Below are 17941 nucleotides of genomic sequence, written 5' to 3' on the forward strand. Positions count from 1 at the left end.
ATGCGCAAAACGACAGAATGTGCGGGACCGCGATCAGGTTCACGGCCCCAAGAGCCGCTAGGCGAAAAGATTATGGCAATTTGTAATCCGCGAACCGCTTTTCCCGCACCAGATAGAGTTTTCCGGTTTCGGTGACGTCGGGTCCGGTGAGATCCGCGATGACTTTGGCCACCTCGCTTGGATGCGGCAGCGTCGCCGGATCTTCGCCCGGATAGGCCTGGGCGCGCATCGCGGTGCGCGTGCCGCCGGGATCGACGGAATTCACCGTCAACGGCAGGCGTTCGCTTTCGGCCGCCCATGTGCGGGCCAAGGCTTCGACAGCCGCCTTGGACGCCGAATAGGGGCCCCAGAACGGCTTGCATTTATGCGCGAGGCTCGAGGACAGGATCAGCGCCCTGCCCTGATCGGATTTCTGCATCAGGGGATCGACCGAACGGATCAGACGCCAGGTGGCGGTGACATTGACCGTCATCACCTTCTCGAACACCTTGGCCTCGACATGGCCGATCGGGGAGATCACGCCGAGCAGGCCGGCATTGGCGACGAGAATGTCCAGCTTGCCCCAGCGCTCGAAGATCGCGCCGCCGAGCGCGTCGATAGCGGCCATGTCGGAGAGGTCGAAGGGAACGAGCGTGGCGCTGCCGCCTTCGGCCTTGATCGCGTCATCGAGCTCTTCCAGACCGCCGACGGTGCGGGCGCAGGCCACGACATGCGCGCCCCGGCGGGCGAGTTCCAATGCGGTGAAGTAACCGATGCCGCGCGAGGCGCCGGTGACCAGGGCGACGCGGCCGTTCAGATCGAAACTCATGCTCTCTCCCAATATGCTTTCGGGAGAGCGCCCGGCCCTCCCGTCCTCATGCGTCCCGATCAGACCTTGCCGGCGCGCGCCGCCGTGCGGGTGGCGAAATTCTCGGCCTCGCGGTCGAGAAGCCGGGTCGGATAGTCGCCGGTGAAGTAGTGATCGGTAAATTGCGGATTGGCCGCATTGCGCGGTTCGCCGCCGACGGCGCGGTAAAGACCGTCGATCGACAGGAATGCGAGCGAATCCGCGCCGATATATTTCGCCATCGCCTTTTCATCGGCATATTGGTTGGCGAGCAGCTTGTCGGCGTCGGGCGTGTCGATGCCGTAGAAATCCGGATGAAAAATCATCGGGCTTGCGACGCGGATATGCACTTCCTTGGCGCCGGCGTCGCGGATCATCTGCACGATCTTGAGCGAGGTCGTGCCGCGCACGATGGAATCGTCCACGAGAACGACGCGCTTGCCCTCGATCATGGCGCGATTGGCGGAATGCTTGAGCTTGACGCCGAAAGCGCGGATCTGCTGCGTCGGCTCGATGAAGGTGCGGCCGACATAATGGTTGCGGATGATGCCGTATTCGAAGGGAATGCCGCTCGCCTGGGCGTAGCCCAGCGCAGCCGGCGTGCCGCCATCCGGCACCGGCACCACGACATCGCCATCGCAGGGCGCTTCGGCGGCGAGGTTGGCGCCGGCGGCCTTGCGGGTCTGATAGACGTTGCGACCACCGACGACCGAATCCGGACGGGCGAAATAGACATATTCGAACATGCACAGCCGCTCCGGCTGCGGGCGCGCCGGCGGGCGGGCGTCGATCGAAATCGAGCCGTCAGGCTGCAATTCACAGATGATCACTTCGCCATTCCTGACGTCGCGGATATATTTCGCGCCGATAATGTCGAGAGCGCAGGTTTCCGAGCAGAAGATCGGCTTGCCATCGAGTTCGCCCATCACCAGCGGACGGATGCCGATCGGGTCGCGGGCGGCAATGAGCTTGGTGCGCGTCATCGCCAGCATGGAATAGCCGCCTTCCATCTGCCTGATCGCGTCGATGAAGCGATCGGTGGTGGAGGCATGGCGCGAGCGGGCGATGAGATGCAGCACGACTTCGGTGTCGGACGTCGACTGACAGATGGCGCCGGTTGCGATGATCTGGCGGCGGAGCGTCAGGCCATTGGTGAAGTTGCCATTGTGCGCAATGGCGATGCCGCCCTCTTCCAGTTCGGCGAACAGCGGCTGCACATTGCGCAGCGCCACTTCGCCGGTGGTCGAATAGCGCGTATGGCCAATGGCGATGGTTCCCGGAAGTTTCGCGAGCGTGGCGGGATTGGTGTAGTGATCGCCCACCAGGCCCATATGCTTTTCGGTATGGAACTGCTTGCCGTCGAAGGAGACGATGCCCGCCGCTTCCTGGCCGCGATGCTGCAGAGCATGCAAGCCGAGCGCCGTCAGCGTCGCCGCGTCCGGATGGCCCAGAATGCCGAACACCCCGCACTCTTCGTGAAGGGTGTCACCGTCGAGAAAATCCATGTCCATGGCAGAAGCGTGTGCGTTCATCGGTTTTGCAGCCTTTGGCTTTTTCCAGTCTCACTAGCGCCGATCGCGGATGCGAGAAAGCCGGTATATGTGCGAGGACGCGATCTTTTTCAATCGCGCCGGCGCATGCCCAAAGGTTTCTCTGCGTTCGATCTATGAAGACACTCATTCGGTCCTGGCACGGCCGCCACGGCCGGCCCTCGCCCGGCCGGCGTCTTCAGACCGGCTGGGGTCGATGACGAAATCTGTTACTGCGCGGGCGCGGCCGGGGCTGTTCCGCTTGCGTCGTCGGCGGGCGCGGCTTCCTGCGCGCCTTCGACGGGGGCTGCGCCGTCCTGGCCCTGCTTGTTCATCTTTTCCTCGATCTTCTTGCGCAGGAGGGCGGCCACGTCTTCCGGCAGCGCCTCCTTGAGCTTCTCGCCGAGACCGTCGAGGAAGGGCTTGGACTTCGCGTCGCGGATCCAGGCAGGGTGCTTTTCGACCGGCACCCATTCATTGAAGAACTGCACCGCGACCACGATGATCAGGATGCCGCGCGCCGCGCCGAAGATGAAGCCGAGCGTGCGATCGAGCGCGCCGATGCGGCTGTCGATGATCATGTCGGCGATGCGCATGGTGATGAAGGAAATGACGATCAGCGCGATGAGGAAAATCGCCGCCGCCGAGGCGATGATCGCGAACTTGTCTTCGGCGATGAAATTCTTGGCGTAGGGCAGACCCAGCGGGTAGAGCTTGTAGGCCGCATAGGCCGAACCGACCCAGCTGACCACCGACAGGACTTCGCGCGAAAAGCCGCGGACCATGGCGAGCACGGCGGAAAACAGCGCAACGCCGAGAACGATACCGTCAAAACCAGTAATAGGCATAAATACTCTCCGATACGGCGGTCCGTTCACCGCTCATCGCCAGACGGCGGCAGCTATAGCATTGCAAGACTTTAAAACAAAAGCCTCATTCCTCATCCGGATCGGTCGGACCCACATGTTTCGAACCCGCGATCCGCACCACGAGGTCCATCAGGCTTTCGATGCTGTTCCATGAACCATTGGAGGATTTCGGAATCTCCGCGGAACCCGAGGGCAGCACCGCGGCCTGAAAACCCAATTTCTCGGCTTCTTTAAGGCGAAGACCGGTATGGCTGACAGGTCGGATGGCCCCCGACAGGCTGATTTCGCCGAAATAGACGCATTCCTTCGGCAGCGCCTGCCCCGCAAGCGAAGACACGAGCGCTGCGGCCACGGCCACATCGGCGGCCGGCTCAGAAATGCGATATCCGCCCGCGACATTGAGATAGACATCGTAATTGCCGAGCCTGACCCGGCAATGCGCCTCGAGGACGGCGAGAATCATCGCGAGCCGCGACGAATCCCAGCCGACCACGGCGCGGCGCGGCGTGCCGAGCGAGGTCGGCGCGACTAGCGCCTGCACTTCGACCAGCACGGGCCGCGTTCCCTCGATGCCCGCGAAGACGGCCGCGCCCGGGGCCTTCTCGTTGCGCTCGCCGAGAAAGAGTTCGGAGGGGTTGGCGACTTCGCGCAGGCCGCGATCGGACATTTCGAAGACGCCGATCTCGTCGGTCGGTCCGAAGCGGTTCTTGACCGTGCGCATGATGCGGTAGTGATGGCCGCGATCGCCTTCGAAATACATGACCGCATCGACCATATGCTCGACCACGCGGGGGCCCGCAATCTGACCATCCTTCGTCACATGGCCCACCAGCACCACGGTCGCGCCGGTCTGCTTGGCGAATCGGATCATGGCTTGCGCGCCGACGCGGACCTGGGTCACCGTCCCCGGCGCAGCCTCGGCAACATCGCTCCACAGCGTCTGGATGGAATCGATGATCACCAGATCGGGCCGCTTGTCCTCCGACAGCGTCGCCAGGATGTCCTCGACATTGGTTTCTGCCGCGAGCAGCACGCCGGCGTCGGCCGCGTTCAGGCGCTGGGCGCGCAGACGCACCTGCGCCACAGCCTCTTCGCCCGAGACATAGATGACGCGATTGCCGCGCCGCGCCAGGGCCGCCGCCGCCTGCATGAGGAGCGTCGACTTGCCGATGCCGGGATCGCCGCCGATCAGCACCGCCGAGCCGCGCACGAAGCCGCCGCCGGTCACGCGGTCCAGTTCGGAAATGCCGCTTTCGATGCGCGGCGCTTCCTCGATTTCACCCGAGAGCGTCGTCAGCGTCACAGGCCGGCCCTTCTTGGGCGCCTTGCCGGGACCGCCGCCGATGCCGGCCGTCGGGTCTTCCTCGATGATCGTGTTCCAGGCGCCGCAACCGTCGCATTTGCCGACCCAACGGGAATGCACGGCGCCGCAATTCTGGCAGATGAAGTGGGAACGGGTTTTGGCCATTAGTCCTCAGCGTTGGGTGCAAACATGTCCGGTGTCACATTTTGCCGACCATGGAGGACGCGAATGACGCGGATCTGATGATGTTGGGCAATGAAATAGATGCAGCGCTCTTTGTAGGGAAAAACGCGAAGGCCCTGGTGCAGCCAATCACGCGGCGCGCCCCTGACCTTGTTGTGCGCCAGAGCGGAAATCTTATGATCAATGTCGACGATAAAGCGGCTCGCCGCATCAGGATTCTGTTCCGCAATGTAGCGGTAGATAGATGCCAAGCCCCGAAGAGCCGTCTCCGAATAGGAGAATGTCCAGCCGTCTTTCACTTGAGCGCATCGGCATTGTCGATGACGTACCGCGCCATGTCGCCCGACTCATTGAACGTCTGGTAGCGACCTGCCGAGAAGTCATCCAACCCCTTTTGGACATCACGGCGCAACGCGTTCACCTTCGTATCATGCTCAAGCCGTGCGATCGCAACGCGAACCACCTCGCTTTCGTTGGCGAAATTGCCATTGGCAATTTCGCGCTCCAGAAAGGCTTGCTCCTCGTCTGAGATCGTTACCGAGATCGTTCTGTCGCTCATCGGCTCAGCCGCTCCATCACAATTGGGACGACCCTAGCAAAACGAGAACAAAATAGCAACTACTCCGCTGCCGGCTTGCCGCGCACGATCACGCCGAGATCGTCGGTTTCGCGAACCTTTTTGAGCTGTTCCTCGACCTGGGTGGCTTCGAGCTGGCGGCTCCACATCTGGGCGTAGAGGCCGTTCTGCGCCAGGAGATCGCCGTGGCGACCGCGCTCGGCGATGCCGCCATCCTTCAGCACGATGATCTCGTCGGCGTTGACGACCGTGGAGAGACGGTGGGCGATGACAAGCGTCGTCCTGTTCTTGGAGACGATGTCGAGCGCCGCCTGGATTTCCTGTTCAGTGCGGGTGTCGAGCGCCGAAGTCGCTTCGTCGAGGATGAGGATCGGCGGCGATTTCAGGATGGTGCGGGCGATCGCCACGCGCTGCTTCTCGCCGCCCGAGAGCTTCAGGCCGCGTTCGCCCACCATCGACTTGTAGCCGTCCGGCAGCGAGCGGATGAACTGATCGATCTGGGCGATTTCGGCGGCCTGGGTCACCTCTTCCTCACGAGCCGAGGGGCGACCATAGCGAATATTATAGGCGATGGTGTCGTTGAACAGCACGGTGTCCTGCGGCACCATGCCGATGGCGGCGCGCAGCGACTTCTGCGTCACGCCGCGCACGTCCTGGCCGTCAATGGTCACAGCGCCCTGCTGCACGTCGTAGAAGCGGTAAAGAAGGCGCGAAATGGTCGACTTGCCGGCCCCCGACGGCCCGACGATGGCGACCGTCTTGCCGGCCGGCACCTCGAAGGACACGCCCTTGAGGATAGGCCGGGCCGCATCATAGGCAAAATGCACGTCCTTGAAGGAAATCGCGCCCTGGGCGATCGCCAGAGGCTTGGCGTCAGGCGCATCCTCGATTTCGGCGTCGACTTCGAGCAGGTCGAACATCTGTTCGATGTCGGTGAGACCCTGGCGGATTTCGCGATAGACGAAGCCGATGAAATTGAGCGGGATCGACAGCTGCATCAGCATGGTGTTGATGAAGACGAAGTCGCCGATCGTCTGCTCGCCGCGCTGCACGGCCATCGCCGACATCACCATCATCACCAGAGTGCCGACGCCGAATATCACGCCCTGGCCGAAGTTCAGCCAGCCGAGCGAAGTCCAGACCTGGGTGGCGGACTTTTCGTAGCGCTCCATCGAAGCGTCGAAGCGCTTGGCCTCCATCTCCTCATTGCCGAAATATTTGACGGTTTCGAAATTGAGGAGCGAGTCGATCGCCTTGGTGTTGGCGTCGGTGTCGGAGTCGTTCATCGTCCGGCGGATGTTCATGCGCCAGTCGCTGGCGCGCACCGTAAACCAGATATAGAGCCAGACGGTGACGGCGGTCACGAACAGGTAGGAGAAGCCGTAGCCCCACCAGAAGATCGCCGCCGTCAGGATGAATTCTATCAGCGTCGGGAATGTGTTGAGGATGGTGAAACGGACGATCGTTTCGATGCCCTTGGTGCCGCGCTCGATGACGCGGGACAGGCCGCCGGTGCGCCGCTCCAGATGGAAGCGCAGCGACAGGCGGTGCAAATGCACGAAGGTCTTGAAGGCCAACTGGCGGACGGCGTATTGGCCGACGCTCGCAAACATCGCGTCGCGCAGCTGATTGAGCGCGAGCTGCACCAGACGGGCGATGTTGTAAGCGACGACCAGCGTCACCGCGCCGAGCATGAACAGCGGCAGAATGCCGACCGCGTCCATCTTGCCGTTCAGCGCGTCGGTGGACCATTTGAAGAAATAAGGCACCAGCAGCAGCACGACCTTGGCGACCAGCAGGATCGCAGTGGCCCAGACCACCCGCATCTTGAGATCGGGACGATCGGCGGGCCACATATAGGGCCAGAGATTGACGATCGTCTGCAGCGTCTTGCCCGATTCCGCCGATACCGTTTTTGTCTTGCCAGCCATGCACCACCAGTATTCCGAAAGGAACAGAACGGCGGCCCGAACCAGGACCGCCGTCTCATGCGTCAGATAGGGTCGCGCCGCGAGATCTGCAACGACGCGACGGCGATTTTATTTCAGGCCCAACCGCTTGCGATGAAGTTCCTCGGCATTGTCGAGCGGCTTGTCGGGCACGCCGAAGATCTGGCCGGGAAGGATCCGATCGGGGTCTTCGATCTGTGCCTCGTTGGCGAGATAGATGGTGGTGTAGCGAACACCCTGTCCATAGACGCGCCGCGAGATCTGCCACAGCGTGTCGCCGCGGCGGATGATCACGGAACTCGCGCTATGCTGCAGCGGCGCCTGCTGGATGACCTTCGGCTCGCCGTCTGCGGCGGCGGTCTTGGTTTCCGTCGACGCTACAGGCTGCGCGGGCGCCGCTTCGGCGGTTGCCGGCTGCGCGGCCGCCGTCTCTGCGGCAGCCGGCTGGACGGGCTTTGCGGGCTTTGCGGGCTCGGCAGCGGCTTCAGCCTTGGTTTCCGCAGGCTCTGCGACCTCGGAACCCTGCTCAGCCGGTGTAATCGGCTGCTTGGGATCGGCGGAGGCGGCTTCGACAGCGGGCGCGGTCTTGGTTTCGACGGCCTTGGCCGGCTGGGCGGCGGCGGCGGTCTGGATCGCCGGGCCGGTGGCGGAGGTCACCGCATCGTCGATCTTGTCGAGCGCGGCCTGAACATCGGCAGCGCTCTGCGGCAGCGCCTTCAGCAGCGCGAGCGCCTTGGCGGCCTCGCCGGCGGTCTTTGCCGCCATTTCCTGGGCGACGGGATCGACATTGTCGGGCGCCTTGATCTCGGCGAGCGACTTGAGCGCGATTTCGGTCGAGGAACGGGCGGCGGCCAGTTCCTCGGCAGTCGGGGTGCGGCCATTGGCGAACAGGCCCTTCAGGAGATCGATCGCCTTCCCGGCCTCTTCACGCGCCTTGTCATAAGCGCCGAAGGCGAGCGGCTGCATCGGGCTCGTCGCCGCGCCGCCAGCCTCGCCGGCGACGGCGGCCATCTGCGCGCCTTCGGGACGGAAAAAGGGAACCGAAGCGCGGAATTCGACGCGGGCGCCATCGGCGCTCAGCACATCGGCGCGGATCGTATGATCGCCCACCGTCAGCGGCATGGTGTTGTCGGCCACGAAGCGGCCCTTTTCATTGACCTTCACCTCGGCCACCAGCTTGTCGTCGGCGTAAACGCGGACGGAGCGGCCCTTGGGCGCCTTGCCGGCCACGAACAGCTTGTCGCCTTCGATTTCGACGGCTGAGACCTGCACTTCCGGATCGAGGGCGGGCGAGGACGAATTCGACGCATTGGATTGAACGATCACGGCGGACGGCGTCTCGGCAGCGGCGGTCTGGGTCTCCTGAGCCGGCTTGGCGTCCGGGGCGGCGGCGGCTTCAGTCTTGGCGGCCGCCGCTTCCGGCATGGTCACGATGCGCGAGGCTTCGCCGGGCTTGGAGACCATGGCCAGCAATTCGCCCTTCTTGTCCTTCGGCACGGAAATGGTGGCGACTTCTTCCGAGTTCACAGACTGGCCATTGGTTCCCTTGGCCTGCAGCACCAACTGATGGTCGCCGGCGGGCAGCGGCTGGTCGAGCACCACGGCGAAATCGCCGGTGGCGCCGGCCTTGACGGTGGAGATGATCTTCTGGCCGTCGGAGACTGCCACGTCGGCATTGGGGGCGGCGCGGCCGGCGATCACCGTCGAGCCGTCGGGTTCGACGCGCAACACGTCGAAGGACGGGGCGTCCGGATTTTGCGGCGCGGCCTCGGCGGCCGGGGTTGCGGCGGCCTCGGTCGTCGCGGCCGGGGTGGGCTCGGTCTTGGCGGCGCCGCTCGTCACGTCGGTGATGCCGGTCTGCGCCGAAGCCACGACCTGCTCGGCCGCGTTCTTCGCAGTCTCCGCGAGTTGTTCTGCGTCCTTCTTGGCCGATGTGTTCGGCAAGACGACGAGGAACATCAACAGGCTGGCGACCACCAGAACGATCAGTGCGACCAAAACGGCGCGGCTTCTTTTCATCACTCTTTCTCCAGACGGCGCGAGCATTTTTCGCAGCCTTGAAAATTGCTAGCCGGTTCCCTCAGTATTCTCAAGCGGTTCGGCTGAAGGGGCGGCTCCAGCGGAGCCGTTTTCCTTCATTTTTCTTGACGCCAAGCGCCCTGCATAGTCTTTTCCGGGATCATGATAGCAGAAAATGTCCCGATTCGATCCATTTGTGTTTATTGCGGTTCGCAGCCCGGCCGCGACCCCTCCTACATGGAAGCCGGCCGCGCGCTGGGCAAATCCATCGCCGAACACGGCATGCGCCTCGTCTATGGCGGCGGCACCCGCGGCATCATGGGGGCGGTCGCCTCAGGCGTTCTGTCGCATGGCGGCAAGGTGATCGGCATCATCCCCGAATTCCTGATGGACAAGGAAGCCTCGCGCCATTCGCTGGGATCGCTGACCGAACTCGTGGTGACCGAGGACATGCATCAGCGCAAGCACCGCATGTTCGAGGAGGCCGATGCCTTCGTGACGCTGCCCGGCGGCATCGGCACGCTGGAGGAAATCGTCGAGATCATGACCTGGGGTCAGCTCGGTCGTCACCGCAAGCCGATGGTCTTCGCCAATATCAACAAGTTCTGGGAGCCGATGCTGGAGCTCCTGAACCACATGTCCGGCCAGGGCTTCATCCACACGTCGCATCTGGTCAAGCCGCTGGTCATCGACAAGATCGAGGACATCATCCCGTCGATCGTGTCCGCGGCGCAGACGCATTCCGAGGGCGACCAGGCGCTTCTGTCGCGGATGTGACCGCAGGGCTGCCGGAACCATCGAGGGCTCTTCGCTGCAGATCCGCGGAAAGGCGTTCTTGAATGAAGATCATCAGCCTGAACGCCTGGGGCGGCGTGTTGTATGACGAACTCGTCGCCTTTCTCGCCGATGCCGAGCCGGATGTCCTCTGTCTGCAGGAAGTGATCCGAACGCCCGGCGCCGCGCGCGACTGGCTCGTCTATCGCGACGGCGCCCATATCCTCGATCAACGCGCCAACATCTTTGAAGACATATCCCGCGCCTTGCCGGGCCACGCGGCCTATTTTTGTCCTGCGGCGCGCGGCGCCCTGTGGGATGCAGAGACGGAAGTCGCGTCATTCTGGGGTCTGGCGACATTCGTCCGCACATCGCTGACCGTGATCGGCCAGGCTCAGGGCTTCGTGCACAAGGATTTTTCGCCGCATGGCTATGGCGACCACCCTCGCCCGCGCAACGCGCATGCCGTGAGGATCTACGACGCGGCGGAGGACCGGACGGTCAGTATCGCCCATATGCATGGCTTACGGGATCTAAGCGGCAAAATGGATACGCCGGAGCGGCTGGATCAGGCGCGGCGGTTTCTGGCGCTATCGAATCAGGTCTCGCGGCCGGGCGACATCAGGGTGCTGTGCGGCGATTTCAACGTCGAACCCGACAGTGAAACCCTCGCCCTGATGCGTGGGCGCGGCTTCACCGAACTCGTGACGCAGCATGCCCCGGAGGGCACGCGAACCTCGCTCTACCGGAAACCGGGCCGCTTCGCCGACTACCTTCTGATCGACCGGGCCGAGACCGTGCGGCGTTTCGAGGTCGTACGCCGCCCCGAAGTCTCAGATCATTGCCCGTTGGCGGTCGAGATCTGAGCCGGGCTGTCAGCCGGCCTTCTTCATCATGCCGCGCAGCATCGGCCAGGAATAGACGACAAGCGCCGACCAGATGAAGCAGAAGGCGACCAGCTTCTCGGTGGAGAAATGCTCCTTGAACACGAAGACGGCGGTGAGGAAGATCATCGTCGGCGCGATATATTGCATGATGCCGATGGTCGAGAGCCTGAGCAGCTTGGCGCCGTTGGCGTAGAGCATCAGCGGCACGGCGGTGACGACGCCGGAGGCCATCAGCAGCAGCATGTCGGTGGTCCCGCTAGGGCCGAAATGACCGGTCCCCTCTTGCGACGCATAGACGAGATAAGCGATCGCCGGGACGGAGAGAATGAGAACTTCGAGGAAGAAGCCCTGGTTCGGGCCGACAGGCAGCGTCTTGCGGCAATAGGCGTAGAAGCCCCAGGTGATGGCGAGGCCCAGGGAAACCCAGGGAAGACCGCCCGCTTCATGGGTGAGGATGCCGACGGCGATAACCGCAAGTCCGATCGCCACATATTGCGGCTTGTTCATGCGTTCCTTGAGCAGGATCGCGCCGAGGGCCACGCTGATCAGAGGATTGATGTAATAGCCGAGTGCGGATTCGAGCGCCCTGCCCGCGCCGATCGACCAGACATAGATGAGCCAGTTGATGGTGATGAACGTGGCGGTGACGCAGGCCATGCCGAGCATGCGCGGCGTACGCAGGGCGATCTTGAGATCTTCGGTCCGCCCGCGCAACAGGAGAACCAATCCCGCCACCGGCAGCGACCAGAGCACGCGATGCGCCACCACCTCGAGCGGCGGAATATGCGACACCGCTTTCATGTAAAGAGGCAGAAAGCCCCAGAGAAGATAGGCCGACAGCGCATACCCGAAACCGGCCAGCGTGTCGCCGCCCCGGGCGGCTTTGTCTTCATTGCTCATGGTCACGTTTTCCCGATCTGTCACATGCAGCTAACCGAAGGCGCCGACATCGACCAATTCATAAAGTTGATGAAAGGATCAGCGTTGGGAAAGACTTGTCGACCTCAGGCCCGTGACGGGAGCAGGATGATCGCTGCGCCGACGAGACAGATCGCTGCGCCCATGACATCCCAGCGATCCGGGCGCTGCGCCTCGACCAGCCATAGCCAGAGAAGCGAAGCGGCGATGTAGACGCCGCCATAGGCGGCATAGGCGCGGCCCGCGGCGTCGGACGGAATGAGCGTCAGAAGCCAGGCGAACAGAGCCAGAGAGAGCATTCCGGGGCCCAGCCAGAGCACGGAACGGCCGAGCTTCAGCCAGGCCCAGAAGGAAAAGCAGCCGGCGATCTCGGCAAAAGCGGCGGCGACGTAAACGGAATAGATCATCGGCTGAGAATGCCATGCGCAGCGCCTTGCCGAAAGACCAAACAGGCGGCGGAAAAAAACTTCGAAAAAATCTTCATGGGTCCGGAATAGGATGAAATCGGGCGGCGTATACTGGGCATGATGGGAAAGAAGCACGGCTTCAATGTTGTGGATCAGCTCGCGGCGCTCCGGCGTTACGCGCGCTCCTTGTCGCGCAATGGCGACGAGGCCGAGGATCTCGTGCAGGATGCGCTGGTGCGCGCCTATGAGAAACAGGCCACGTTCCGCACCGACGGCAATATCCGCAACTGGCTGATGTCGATCCTGCACAACACGCATATCGACCGGCTGCGCCGCAAGCGCAGCGTCGAGCGCAAGCATGACAGCGCGGCCGAAATGGCCGAGCAATCAGCGCCGGCGTCGCAGGAGCTCTCGGTCAGGCTCGCACAGATCCAGGCAGCGTTCCAGGACCTGCCGGAAGACCAGCGCGAGGCGCTGCATCTCGTGGCGATCGAGGAGCTCTCCTACCAGGAAGCCGCCGATGTGCTGAACATTCCCATGGGCACGCTGATGTCGCGCATTTCGCGCGCGCGGGCCCGACTGAGAAACCTCGAAGACGGGGCGGAGGGCGACCGCAAGCCGCGTCTGAGATTGATAGGAGGCGCAGATGACTGACCCGATCGTTGACGCCGATCTCAACGCCTATGTCGACGACCAGCTCGACGTCGGCAGGCGCATCCAGGTCGAAGCCTATCTGTCGGAAAATCCGGCGGTGGCGGCGCAGGTCATGGCCGATCTCCGGGTGAAGGACGAATTGCGGCTGGCGCTGGCCGGCGCCGACAGCGCCCCGCGCCCTGGAACACGGGAAGCCGCGCGCCGCCTCGAAGGCGCGCTCGCCCGGCGTCGCGTCTACGCCTTCTTTCAGCGGGCTGCAGTGGTGACGCTGTTCATCGGCGCCGGCTGGTTCGCCCATGAGCGGATCGGTCCGCTCGGCGCCACGCAGGTGGCCGCCTCGACGCAGGCTCCTGCCTATGTGTCCGAAGCGATCGCCGCGCATGAGACGGCGCAGTTGCGCCAGACTGCGGCCTGGCAGGCGCCGAGCCGGCAATTCGACGCTGCGGCGCTGCGCGCGGCGACCGCGATCACCCTGCCCGAACTGCCCAGGGGCTGGCGGGTGATGGATGCGCAGATTTTCCCCTCGGCCAATGGCCCGAGCGTGGAAGTGGCGCTCGCCACGGAGAAAGGGGGGATGCTGTCCCTCTTCGCCGAGCGCCCCGGAAATTTCGCCGTCGAGCCGGTGCAGGAAACGCATACGGCAGGGGCGCGCGCCGCCTACTGGCAGATCGGCGACGTCGCTTACGCGCTCGTCGCCGACAAGTCGGATGCGGGCTCGCTCGAGGCGACCGCCCGCAAGCTGGCGGAAACTCTCTACTGATCATCAAACGAGGAGACCCGATGATGAACCCGATGAATGAAAGATATGGCTATGCGAGCCAGGCGCAGTCTGGCGCCTTGTTCGACGAAGGCCTGCGCCAGCACATGCTGCGCGTCTACAACTATATGGGCCTGGGCCTGGTGATCACCGGCATCGTGGCCTATGTCGTCGGCACCACGCCGGCGCTCTATGTGCCGATCTTCCAGACGCCGCTCAAATGGGTGGTGATGCTGGCCCCGCTCGCCTTCGTCTTCTTCTTCTCCTTCCGCATCCAGTCGATGTCGGCGGGCACGGCGCAGACGATGTTCTGGGCGTTCTCGGCGGTGATGGGCCTGTCGCTCGCCTCGATCTTCCTGGTGTTCACCGGCGCGTCGATCGCCCAGACCTTCTTCATCGCCGCCACCATGTTCGGCGCGACCAGCCTTTACGGCTACACGACCAAGCGCAACCTCGCCAATTTCGGCTCCTTCCTGATGATGGGCCTGATCGGCGTGGTGATCGCCTCGATCGTCAACATCTTCCTCGGCTCGTCCGCCTTGCAGTTCGCGATTTCCGTGATCGGCATCGTCGTGTTCGTCGGCCTCACCGCCTGGGACACGCAGAACATCAAGGAACAGTATGCCGAGAATTTCGACCAGGAATCCCAGCAGAAGCTGGCGGTGTTCGGCGCGCTCTCGCTCTACCTGAACTTCGTCAACATCTTCCAGCTGCTGCTGAACTTCACCGGCGAGCGCGAGTAATCGCGTCGCCAAGGACGTCAATCCAAAGGAGTGCATGACATCATGGACCAGAATGACCGTTACGCCATAGAGGGCCTTTTCGGCAAACTTGCCGAGGTCGAACGCCAGGCGCCGCAACGCGACGCGGGAGCCGACGCCTTCATCCGCGAGCGGATCTCGGCCCAGCCGGCCGCGCCCTATTTCATGGCGCAGACCATCGTGGTGCAAGAGCAGGCGCTGAACGCCGCGCAGCAGCGGATCGAGGAGCTCGAATATCAGCTCGCCTCCCGCCCCGCGCAGGGCGGCGGAGGATTCTTCTCCTCGCTGTTCGGCTCATCGTCGGCTCCCCGCGCCATGCCGCCCCGCCAGCCTGCTTCGCCGATGGGCCAGCCCTACGGCCAGCCGCAGCAGGCCGGTCCCTGGGGCCAACAATCCGCTTATGGTCGTCCGGCCGGCGGCGGCTTCCTCGCCGGCGCGGCGCAGACCGCGATGGGCGTAGCCGGCGGCGTGCTGCTCGGCAACGCCATCGCCGGCATGCTGGGCGGCGATGAAGCCCAGGCTGCCGAAAGCGACGACAGCAGCCAGGATGACGGCGGCGACGACGGCGGAGACGACAGCTTCTTCTGAGGCGCCCGCTGAAGTTCTACCCAAGACTTCGGCGACTTGGCCCGGCCCGCGAAAGCGGCCGGGCTTTTTCATTGCGATGCGGCCGTGCTCGCCGAGAAAATCCAGCAGCAGTCAGTAGCCGCTAAGGAATGAGAGATTTCACTCCGCCGCCGCCTGCCCCGCCTGTTCGCGGTTCTTCATCAGCTTGTAGACGATGGAATCCATCAGCGCCTGGAAAGAGGCGTCGATGATGTTGTCGGAGACCCCGACGGTCCACCAGCGGGCGCCGGTTCCATCGGCGGATTCGATCAGCACGCGGGTGATGGCTTCGGTGCCGCCATTGAGGATGCGGACCTTGTAATCCACCAGTTCGAGATCGGTGATCTCGGATTGGTATTTGCCGAGATCCTTGCGCAGCGCGATGTCGAGCGCGTTGACCGGGCCGTGGCCCTCGGCCACCGACATGCGGTCCTCGCCATCGATCGCGAGTTTCACCACCGCTTCGGACACGGTCTTCAGCTTGCCATTGGCGTCGAAGCGACGCTCGACCATCACCCGGAAGCTCTCGACCTCGAAGAAGCTCGGCACCGAGCCGAGGATTCGTCGGGCGAGCAGTTCGAAGCTGGCGTCGGCGCCTTCATAGGCATAGCCGGAGGCTTCGCGTTCCTTCACCTCCGTGATCAGATGATCGAGCCGCGGATCATCCTTGGGCACCACGATGCCGCGACGCTTCAGGGCGTTGAGGAAGTTGGACTTGCCGCCCTGGTCCGAGACCATGACCTTGCGCAGATTGCCGACGCTTTCCGGCGGCACATGTTCATAGGTGCGCGGATCTTTCAGCAGCGCCGAGGCGTGGATGCCGGCCTTGGTGGCGAAGGCGGAGGCGCCGACATAGGGGGCCTGGTGATCGGGCGAGCGGTTGAGCATCTCGTCGAAAGCGTGACTGAGGCTGGTGAGCCCCTGCAGCTTCTCGGCATCGACACCCGTATCGAAGCGATCGGCATAAGCCGGCTTCAGCACGAGGGTCGGCAGGATGGTGACGAGATTGGCGTTGCCGCAGCGTTCACCGACGCCGTTGAGCGTGCCCTGAACCTGGCGCACGCCGGCTTCGATGGCGGCAAGAGAATTGGCGACCGCCTGTCCGGTGTCGTTGTGCGCATGGATGCCGAGCCGGTCGCCCGGCACGCCGGCTGCGATGACGGCAGCGACGATCTCGCGGATTTCCGACGGCTGCGTCCCGCCATTGGTGTCGCACAGCACCACCCAGCGCGCGCCGGCCTCATAGGCGGTCGTGGCGCAGGCGAGAGCATAGGCGGGATTGGCCTTGTAGCCGTCGAAGAAATGTTCGCAATCGATCATCGCTTCCTTGCCGGCGCCGATGACCGCCTCGACGGACTGGGCGATGCATTCGAGATTCTCGTCATTCGTACAGCCGAGCGCGACCTTGACGTGATAGTCCCAGCTCTTGGCCACGAGACAGATCGCATCCGATTTGGCCTGCAGAAGCAGCGACATGCCGGGATCGTTTGACACGGAGATTCCGGCGCGCTTGGTCATGCCGAAGGCGACGAATTTCGAGCGCGCGGTGCGCTTCTTCTCAAAGAACTTGGTGTCGGTCGGGTTGGCGCCCGGATAGCCGCCCTCGACGTAATCGAAGCCGAAATTGTCGAGCATCGTGGCGATGGCGATCTTATCCTCGACGGAAAAATCCACGCCCGGCGTCTGCTGGCCGTCGCGGAGCGTGGTGTCGAAGAGATAGATGCGGTCCCTGGTCATGCATATCCTCCCGCCAGTCGTCTGGCGCGTGTTCTGTGGCCACCCCCCTCTGCCCTGCCGGGCATCTCCCCCTCAAGGGGGGAGATTGGATGGCGGCTCGCGCTCGCCTCAACCGCAACGCCAGAGAGTGGGGCTGGCGTTCTCCTCCTTCGATCTCCCCCCTTGAGGGGGAGATGGCCGGCAGGCCAGAGGGGGGTGACGCAGAATGCGACTTCCATGTTCACTTCCCCGCAAACCTATCGGTCGCCCGGATCAGCTGGTCGAGAATTCCGGGTTCCGAATAGGCGTGTCCTGCCCCTTCGATCAAGTGGAATTCCGCCCGCGGCCAGGCTTTGTGCAGCGCCCAGGCATATTTGGCCGGGCACGGCATGTCGTAGCGACCGTGCACGATCACGCCCTCGATATCGGCGAGCTTGTGCGCATCGCGCAACAACTGCCCCTCGTCCATCCATCCCGCATGGACGAAATAATGGTTTTCGATGCGGGCGAAGGCGAGCGCGAATTCATCCTCGCCGAATTTGTCGCTGGTTTCGGGCTCGGGCAGAAGCGTGATCGTCTGGCCTTCCCACTGGCTCCAGGCTAGCGCCGCCTCGATTTGGGCCGCCTTGTCCTCGCCCACCAGCCGTTTGCGATAGGCGCCCATCATGTCATAACGTTCAGCCTCTGGGATGGGGGCCACGAACTTCTCCCATTTGTCCGGAAACATTTCGGAGACGCCGAACTGGTAGTACCAGGACAATTCCGCCTTGGTGAGCGTGTAGATGCCGCGCACCACCAGTTCGGACACGCGGTCCGGATGCGTCTCGGCGTAAGCAAGCGCCAAGGTCGAACCCCAGGAGCCGCCGAACACCAGCCACTTTTCCACGCCGATCATCTCGCGCAGCTTTTCGATGTCGGAGACGAGATGCCAGGTCGTGTTGTTCTCCAGGCTGGCATAGGGCGTGGATTTGCCGCAACCGCGCTGGTCGAACAGGATCACGTCATAGAGCGCGGGATCGAACAGCCGCCGATGGCTCGGCGAAAACCCGCCGCCCGGACCGCCATGCAGGAAGACAGCGGGCTTGGCGCCCTTGGTTCCCACCCGCTCCCAATAGACGGAGTGCCCGTCGCCGGTGTCGAGGGTGCCGGACTCGAAGGGGGGGATTTCGGGGTAGAGGGTGCGGAATTCAGTCATGCATTTCGCTT

General features: G+C 63.5%; 18 protein-coding genes. 6 read left to right on the forward strand and 12 right to left on the reverse strand.

Features of this window, described 5'->3' with window-relative positions:
• Positions 1-70: 70 nt before the first annotated feature.
• The 8 genes from E8Q41_RS02955 to E8Q41_RS02990 all read right to left on the reverse strand — a co-directional run bounded on the left by E8Q41_RS02955 (position 71) and on the right by E8Q41_RS02990 (position 9255).
• Complete coding sequence (locus E8Q41_RS02955; protein WP_137154016.1) at positions 71-808, reverse strand: SDR family NAD(P)-dependent oxidoreductase; 738 nt, start codon at positions 806-808, stop codon at positions 71-73.
• A gap of 59 nt (positions 809-867) precedes the next feature.
• The gene (gene purF, locus E8Q41_RS02960) at positions 868-2358 is read right to left on the reverse strand and encodes an amidophosphoribosyltransferase (RefSeq protein WP_137154017.1); all 1491 of its coding nucleotides are present in this window, start codon (positions 2356-2358) and stop codon (positions 868-870) included.
• Between the two features lie 227 nt (positions 2359-2585).
• Positions 2586-3203, reverse strand: coding sequence for a CvpA family protein (locus E8Q41_RS02965; RefSeq protein WP_137154018.1), 618 nt, complete (start codon positions 3201-3203; stop codon positions 2586-2588).
• A gap of 85 nt (positions 3204-3288) precedes the next feature.
• Positions 3289-4692, reverse strand: coding sequence for a DNA repair protein RadA (radA, locus tag E8Q41_RS02970; RefSeq protein ID WP_137154019.1), 1404 nt, complete (start codon positions 4690-4692; stop codon positions 3289-3291).
• Positions 4692-5009 carry a type II toxin-antitoxin system RelE/ParE family toxin gene (locus E8Q41_RS02975; protein WP_137154020.1) on the reverse strand — a complete coding sequence of 106 codons (318 nt, stop codon included), beginning with the start codon at positions 5007-5009 and terminating at the stop codon, positions 4692-4694. The genes radA and E8Q41_RS02975 overlap by 1 nt, the downstream gene beginning before the upstream one ends.
• Complete coding sequence (locus tag E8Q41_RS02980; protein WP_137154021.1) at positions 5006-5269, reverse strand: type II toxin-antitoxin system ParD family antitoxin; 264 nt, start codon at positions 5267-5269, stop codon at positions 5006-5008. Before E8Q41_RS02980 ends, E8Q41_RS02975 begins: the two co-directional genes overlap by 4 nt.
• Positions 5270-5328: 59 nt before the next feature.
• Positions 5329-7218, reverse strand: a complete 1890-nt coding sequence (locus E8Q41_RS02985) for an ABC transporter ATP-binding protein/permease (RefSeq protein WP_137154022.1) — start codon at positions 7216-7218, stop codon at positions 5329-5331.
• 108 nt (positions 7219-7326) lie between these two features.
• Positions 7327-9255 (reverse strand): LysM peptidoglycan-binding domain-containing protein, encoded by a 1929-nt coding sequence (locus E8Q41_RS02990; RefSeq protein ID WP_137154023.1) that lies wholly within the window; start codon positions 9253-9255, stop codon positions 7327-7329.
• Between the two features lie 162 nt (positions 9256-9417).
• On the opposite strand from E8Q41_RS02990, the gene E8Q41_RS02995 reads away from it, so the two are divergent.
• Positions 9418-10032, forward strand: coding sequence for a TIGR00730 family Rossman fold protein (locus E8Q41_RS02995; RefSeq protein WP_137154024.1), 615 nt, complete (start codon positions 9418-9420; stop codon positions 10030-10032).
• A gap of 62 nt (positions 10033-10094) precedes the next feature.
• A complete protein-coding gene (locus E8Q41_RS03000) occupies positions 10095-10895 on the forward strand; it encodes an endonuclease/exonuclease/phosphatase family protein (RefSeq protein WP_137154025.1) in 801 nt (266 codons plus the stop codon).
• Between the two features lie 9 nt (positions 10896-10904).
• On the opposite strand, the gene rarD is transcribed toward E8Q41_RS03000, so the two are convergent.
• Both rarD and E8Q41_RS03010 read right to left on the reverse strand, forming a co-directional pair.
• The gene (gene rarD / locus E8Q41_RS03005; protein ID WP_137154026.1) at positions 10905-11816 is read right to left on the reverse strand and encodes an EamA family transporter RarD; all 912 of its coding nucleotides are present in this window, start codon (positions 11814-11816) and stop codon (positions 10905-10907) included.
• 104 nt (positions 11817-11920) lie between these two features.
• Positions 11921-12241: a YnfA family protein gene (locus E8Q41_RS03010; RefSeq protein WP_137154027.1), complete on the reverse strand. Its 321-nt coding sequence runs from the start codon at positions 12239-12241 to the stop codon at positions 11921-11923.
• A 117-nt stretch (positions 12242-12358) separates the two neighbouring features.
• Here E8Q41_RS03010 and E8Q41_RS03015 point away from each other — a divergent pair, with 117 nt between their 5' ends.
• The 4 genes from E8Q41_RS03015 to E8Q41_RS03030 are packed head-to-tail and all read left to right on the forward strand — an operon-like array spanning position 12359 to position 15001.
• Positions 12359-12895 carry a sigma-70 family RNA polymerase sigma factor gene (locus E8Q41_RS03015; protein WP_137154028.1) on the forward strand — a complete coding sequence of 179 codons (537 nt, stop codon included), beginning with the start codon at positions 12359-12361 and terminating at the stop codon, positions 12893-12895.
• Positions 12888-13655: an anti-sigma factor gene (locus E8Q41_RS03020; RefSeq protein ID WP_137154029.1), complete on the forward strand. Its 768-nt coding sequence runs from the start codon at positions 12888-12890 to the stop codon at positions 13653-13655. Before E8Q41_RS03015 ends, E8Q41_RS03020 begins: the two co-directional genes overlap by 8 nt.
• 23 nt (positions 13656-13678) lie before the next feature.
• Entirely contained in the window at positions 13679-14395 is a 717-nt protein-coding gene (locus E8Q41_RS03025; RefSeq protein ID WP_137154030.1) for a Bax inhibitor-1/YccA family protein, read from the forward strand.
• 42 nt (positions 14396-14437) lie between these two features.
• Complete coding sequence (locus tag E8Q41_RS03030) at positions 14438-15001, forward strand: DUF2076 domain-containing protein (protein ID WP_137154031.1); 564 nt, start codon at positions 14438-14440, stop codon at positions 14999-15001.
• A gap of 138 nt (positions 15002-15139) precedes the next feature.
• Here the strand turns inward: E8Q41_RS03030 and cimA are convergent, their stop codons facing one another.
• Positions 15140-16756 carry a citramalate synthase gene (cimA, locus tag E8Q41_RS03035; protein WP_137154032.1) on the reverse strand — a complete coding sequence of 539 codons (1617 nt, stop codon included), beginning with the start codon at positions 16754-16756 and terminating at the stop codon, positions 15140-15142.
• A 220-nt stretch (positions 16757-16976) separates the two neighbouring features.
• Entirely contained in the window at positions 16977-17930 is a 954-nt protein-coding gene (pip, locus tag E8Q41_RS03045) for a prolyl aminopeptidase (RefSeq protein WP_137154033.1), read from the reverse strand.
• Between the last annotated feature and the right edge of the window lie 11 nt (positions 17931-17941).

The organism is Rhizobium sp. FKL33 (genome assembly GCF_005222915.1).
Classification (GTDB): Bacteria; Pseudomonadota; Alphaproteobacteria; order Rhizobiales; family Rhizobiaceae; genus Rhizobium_E.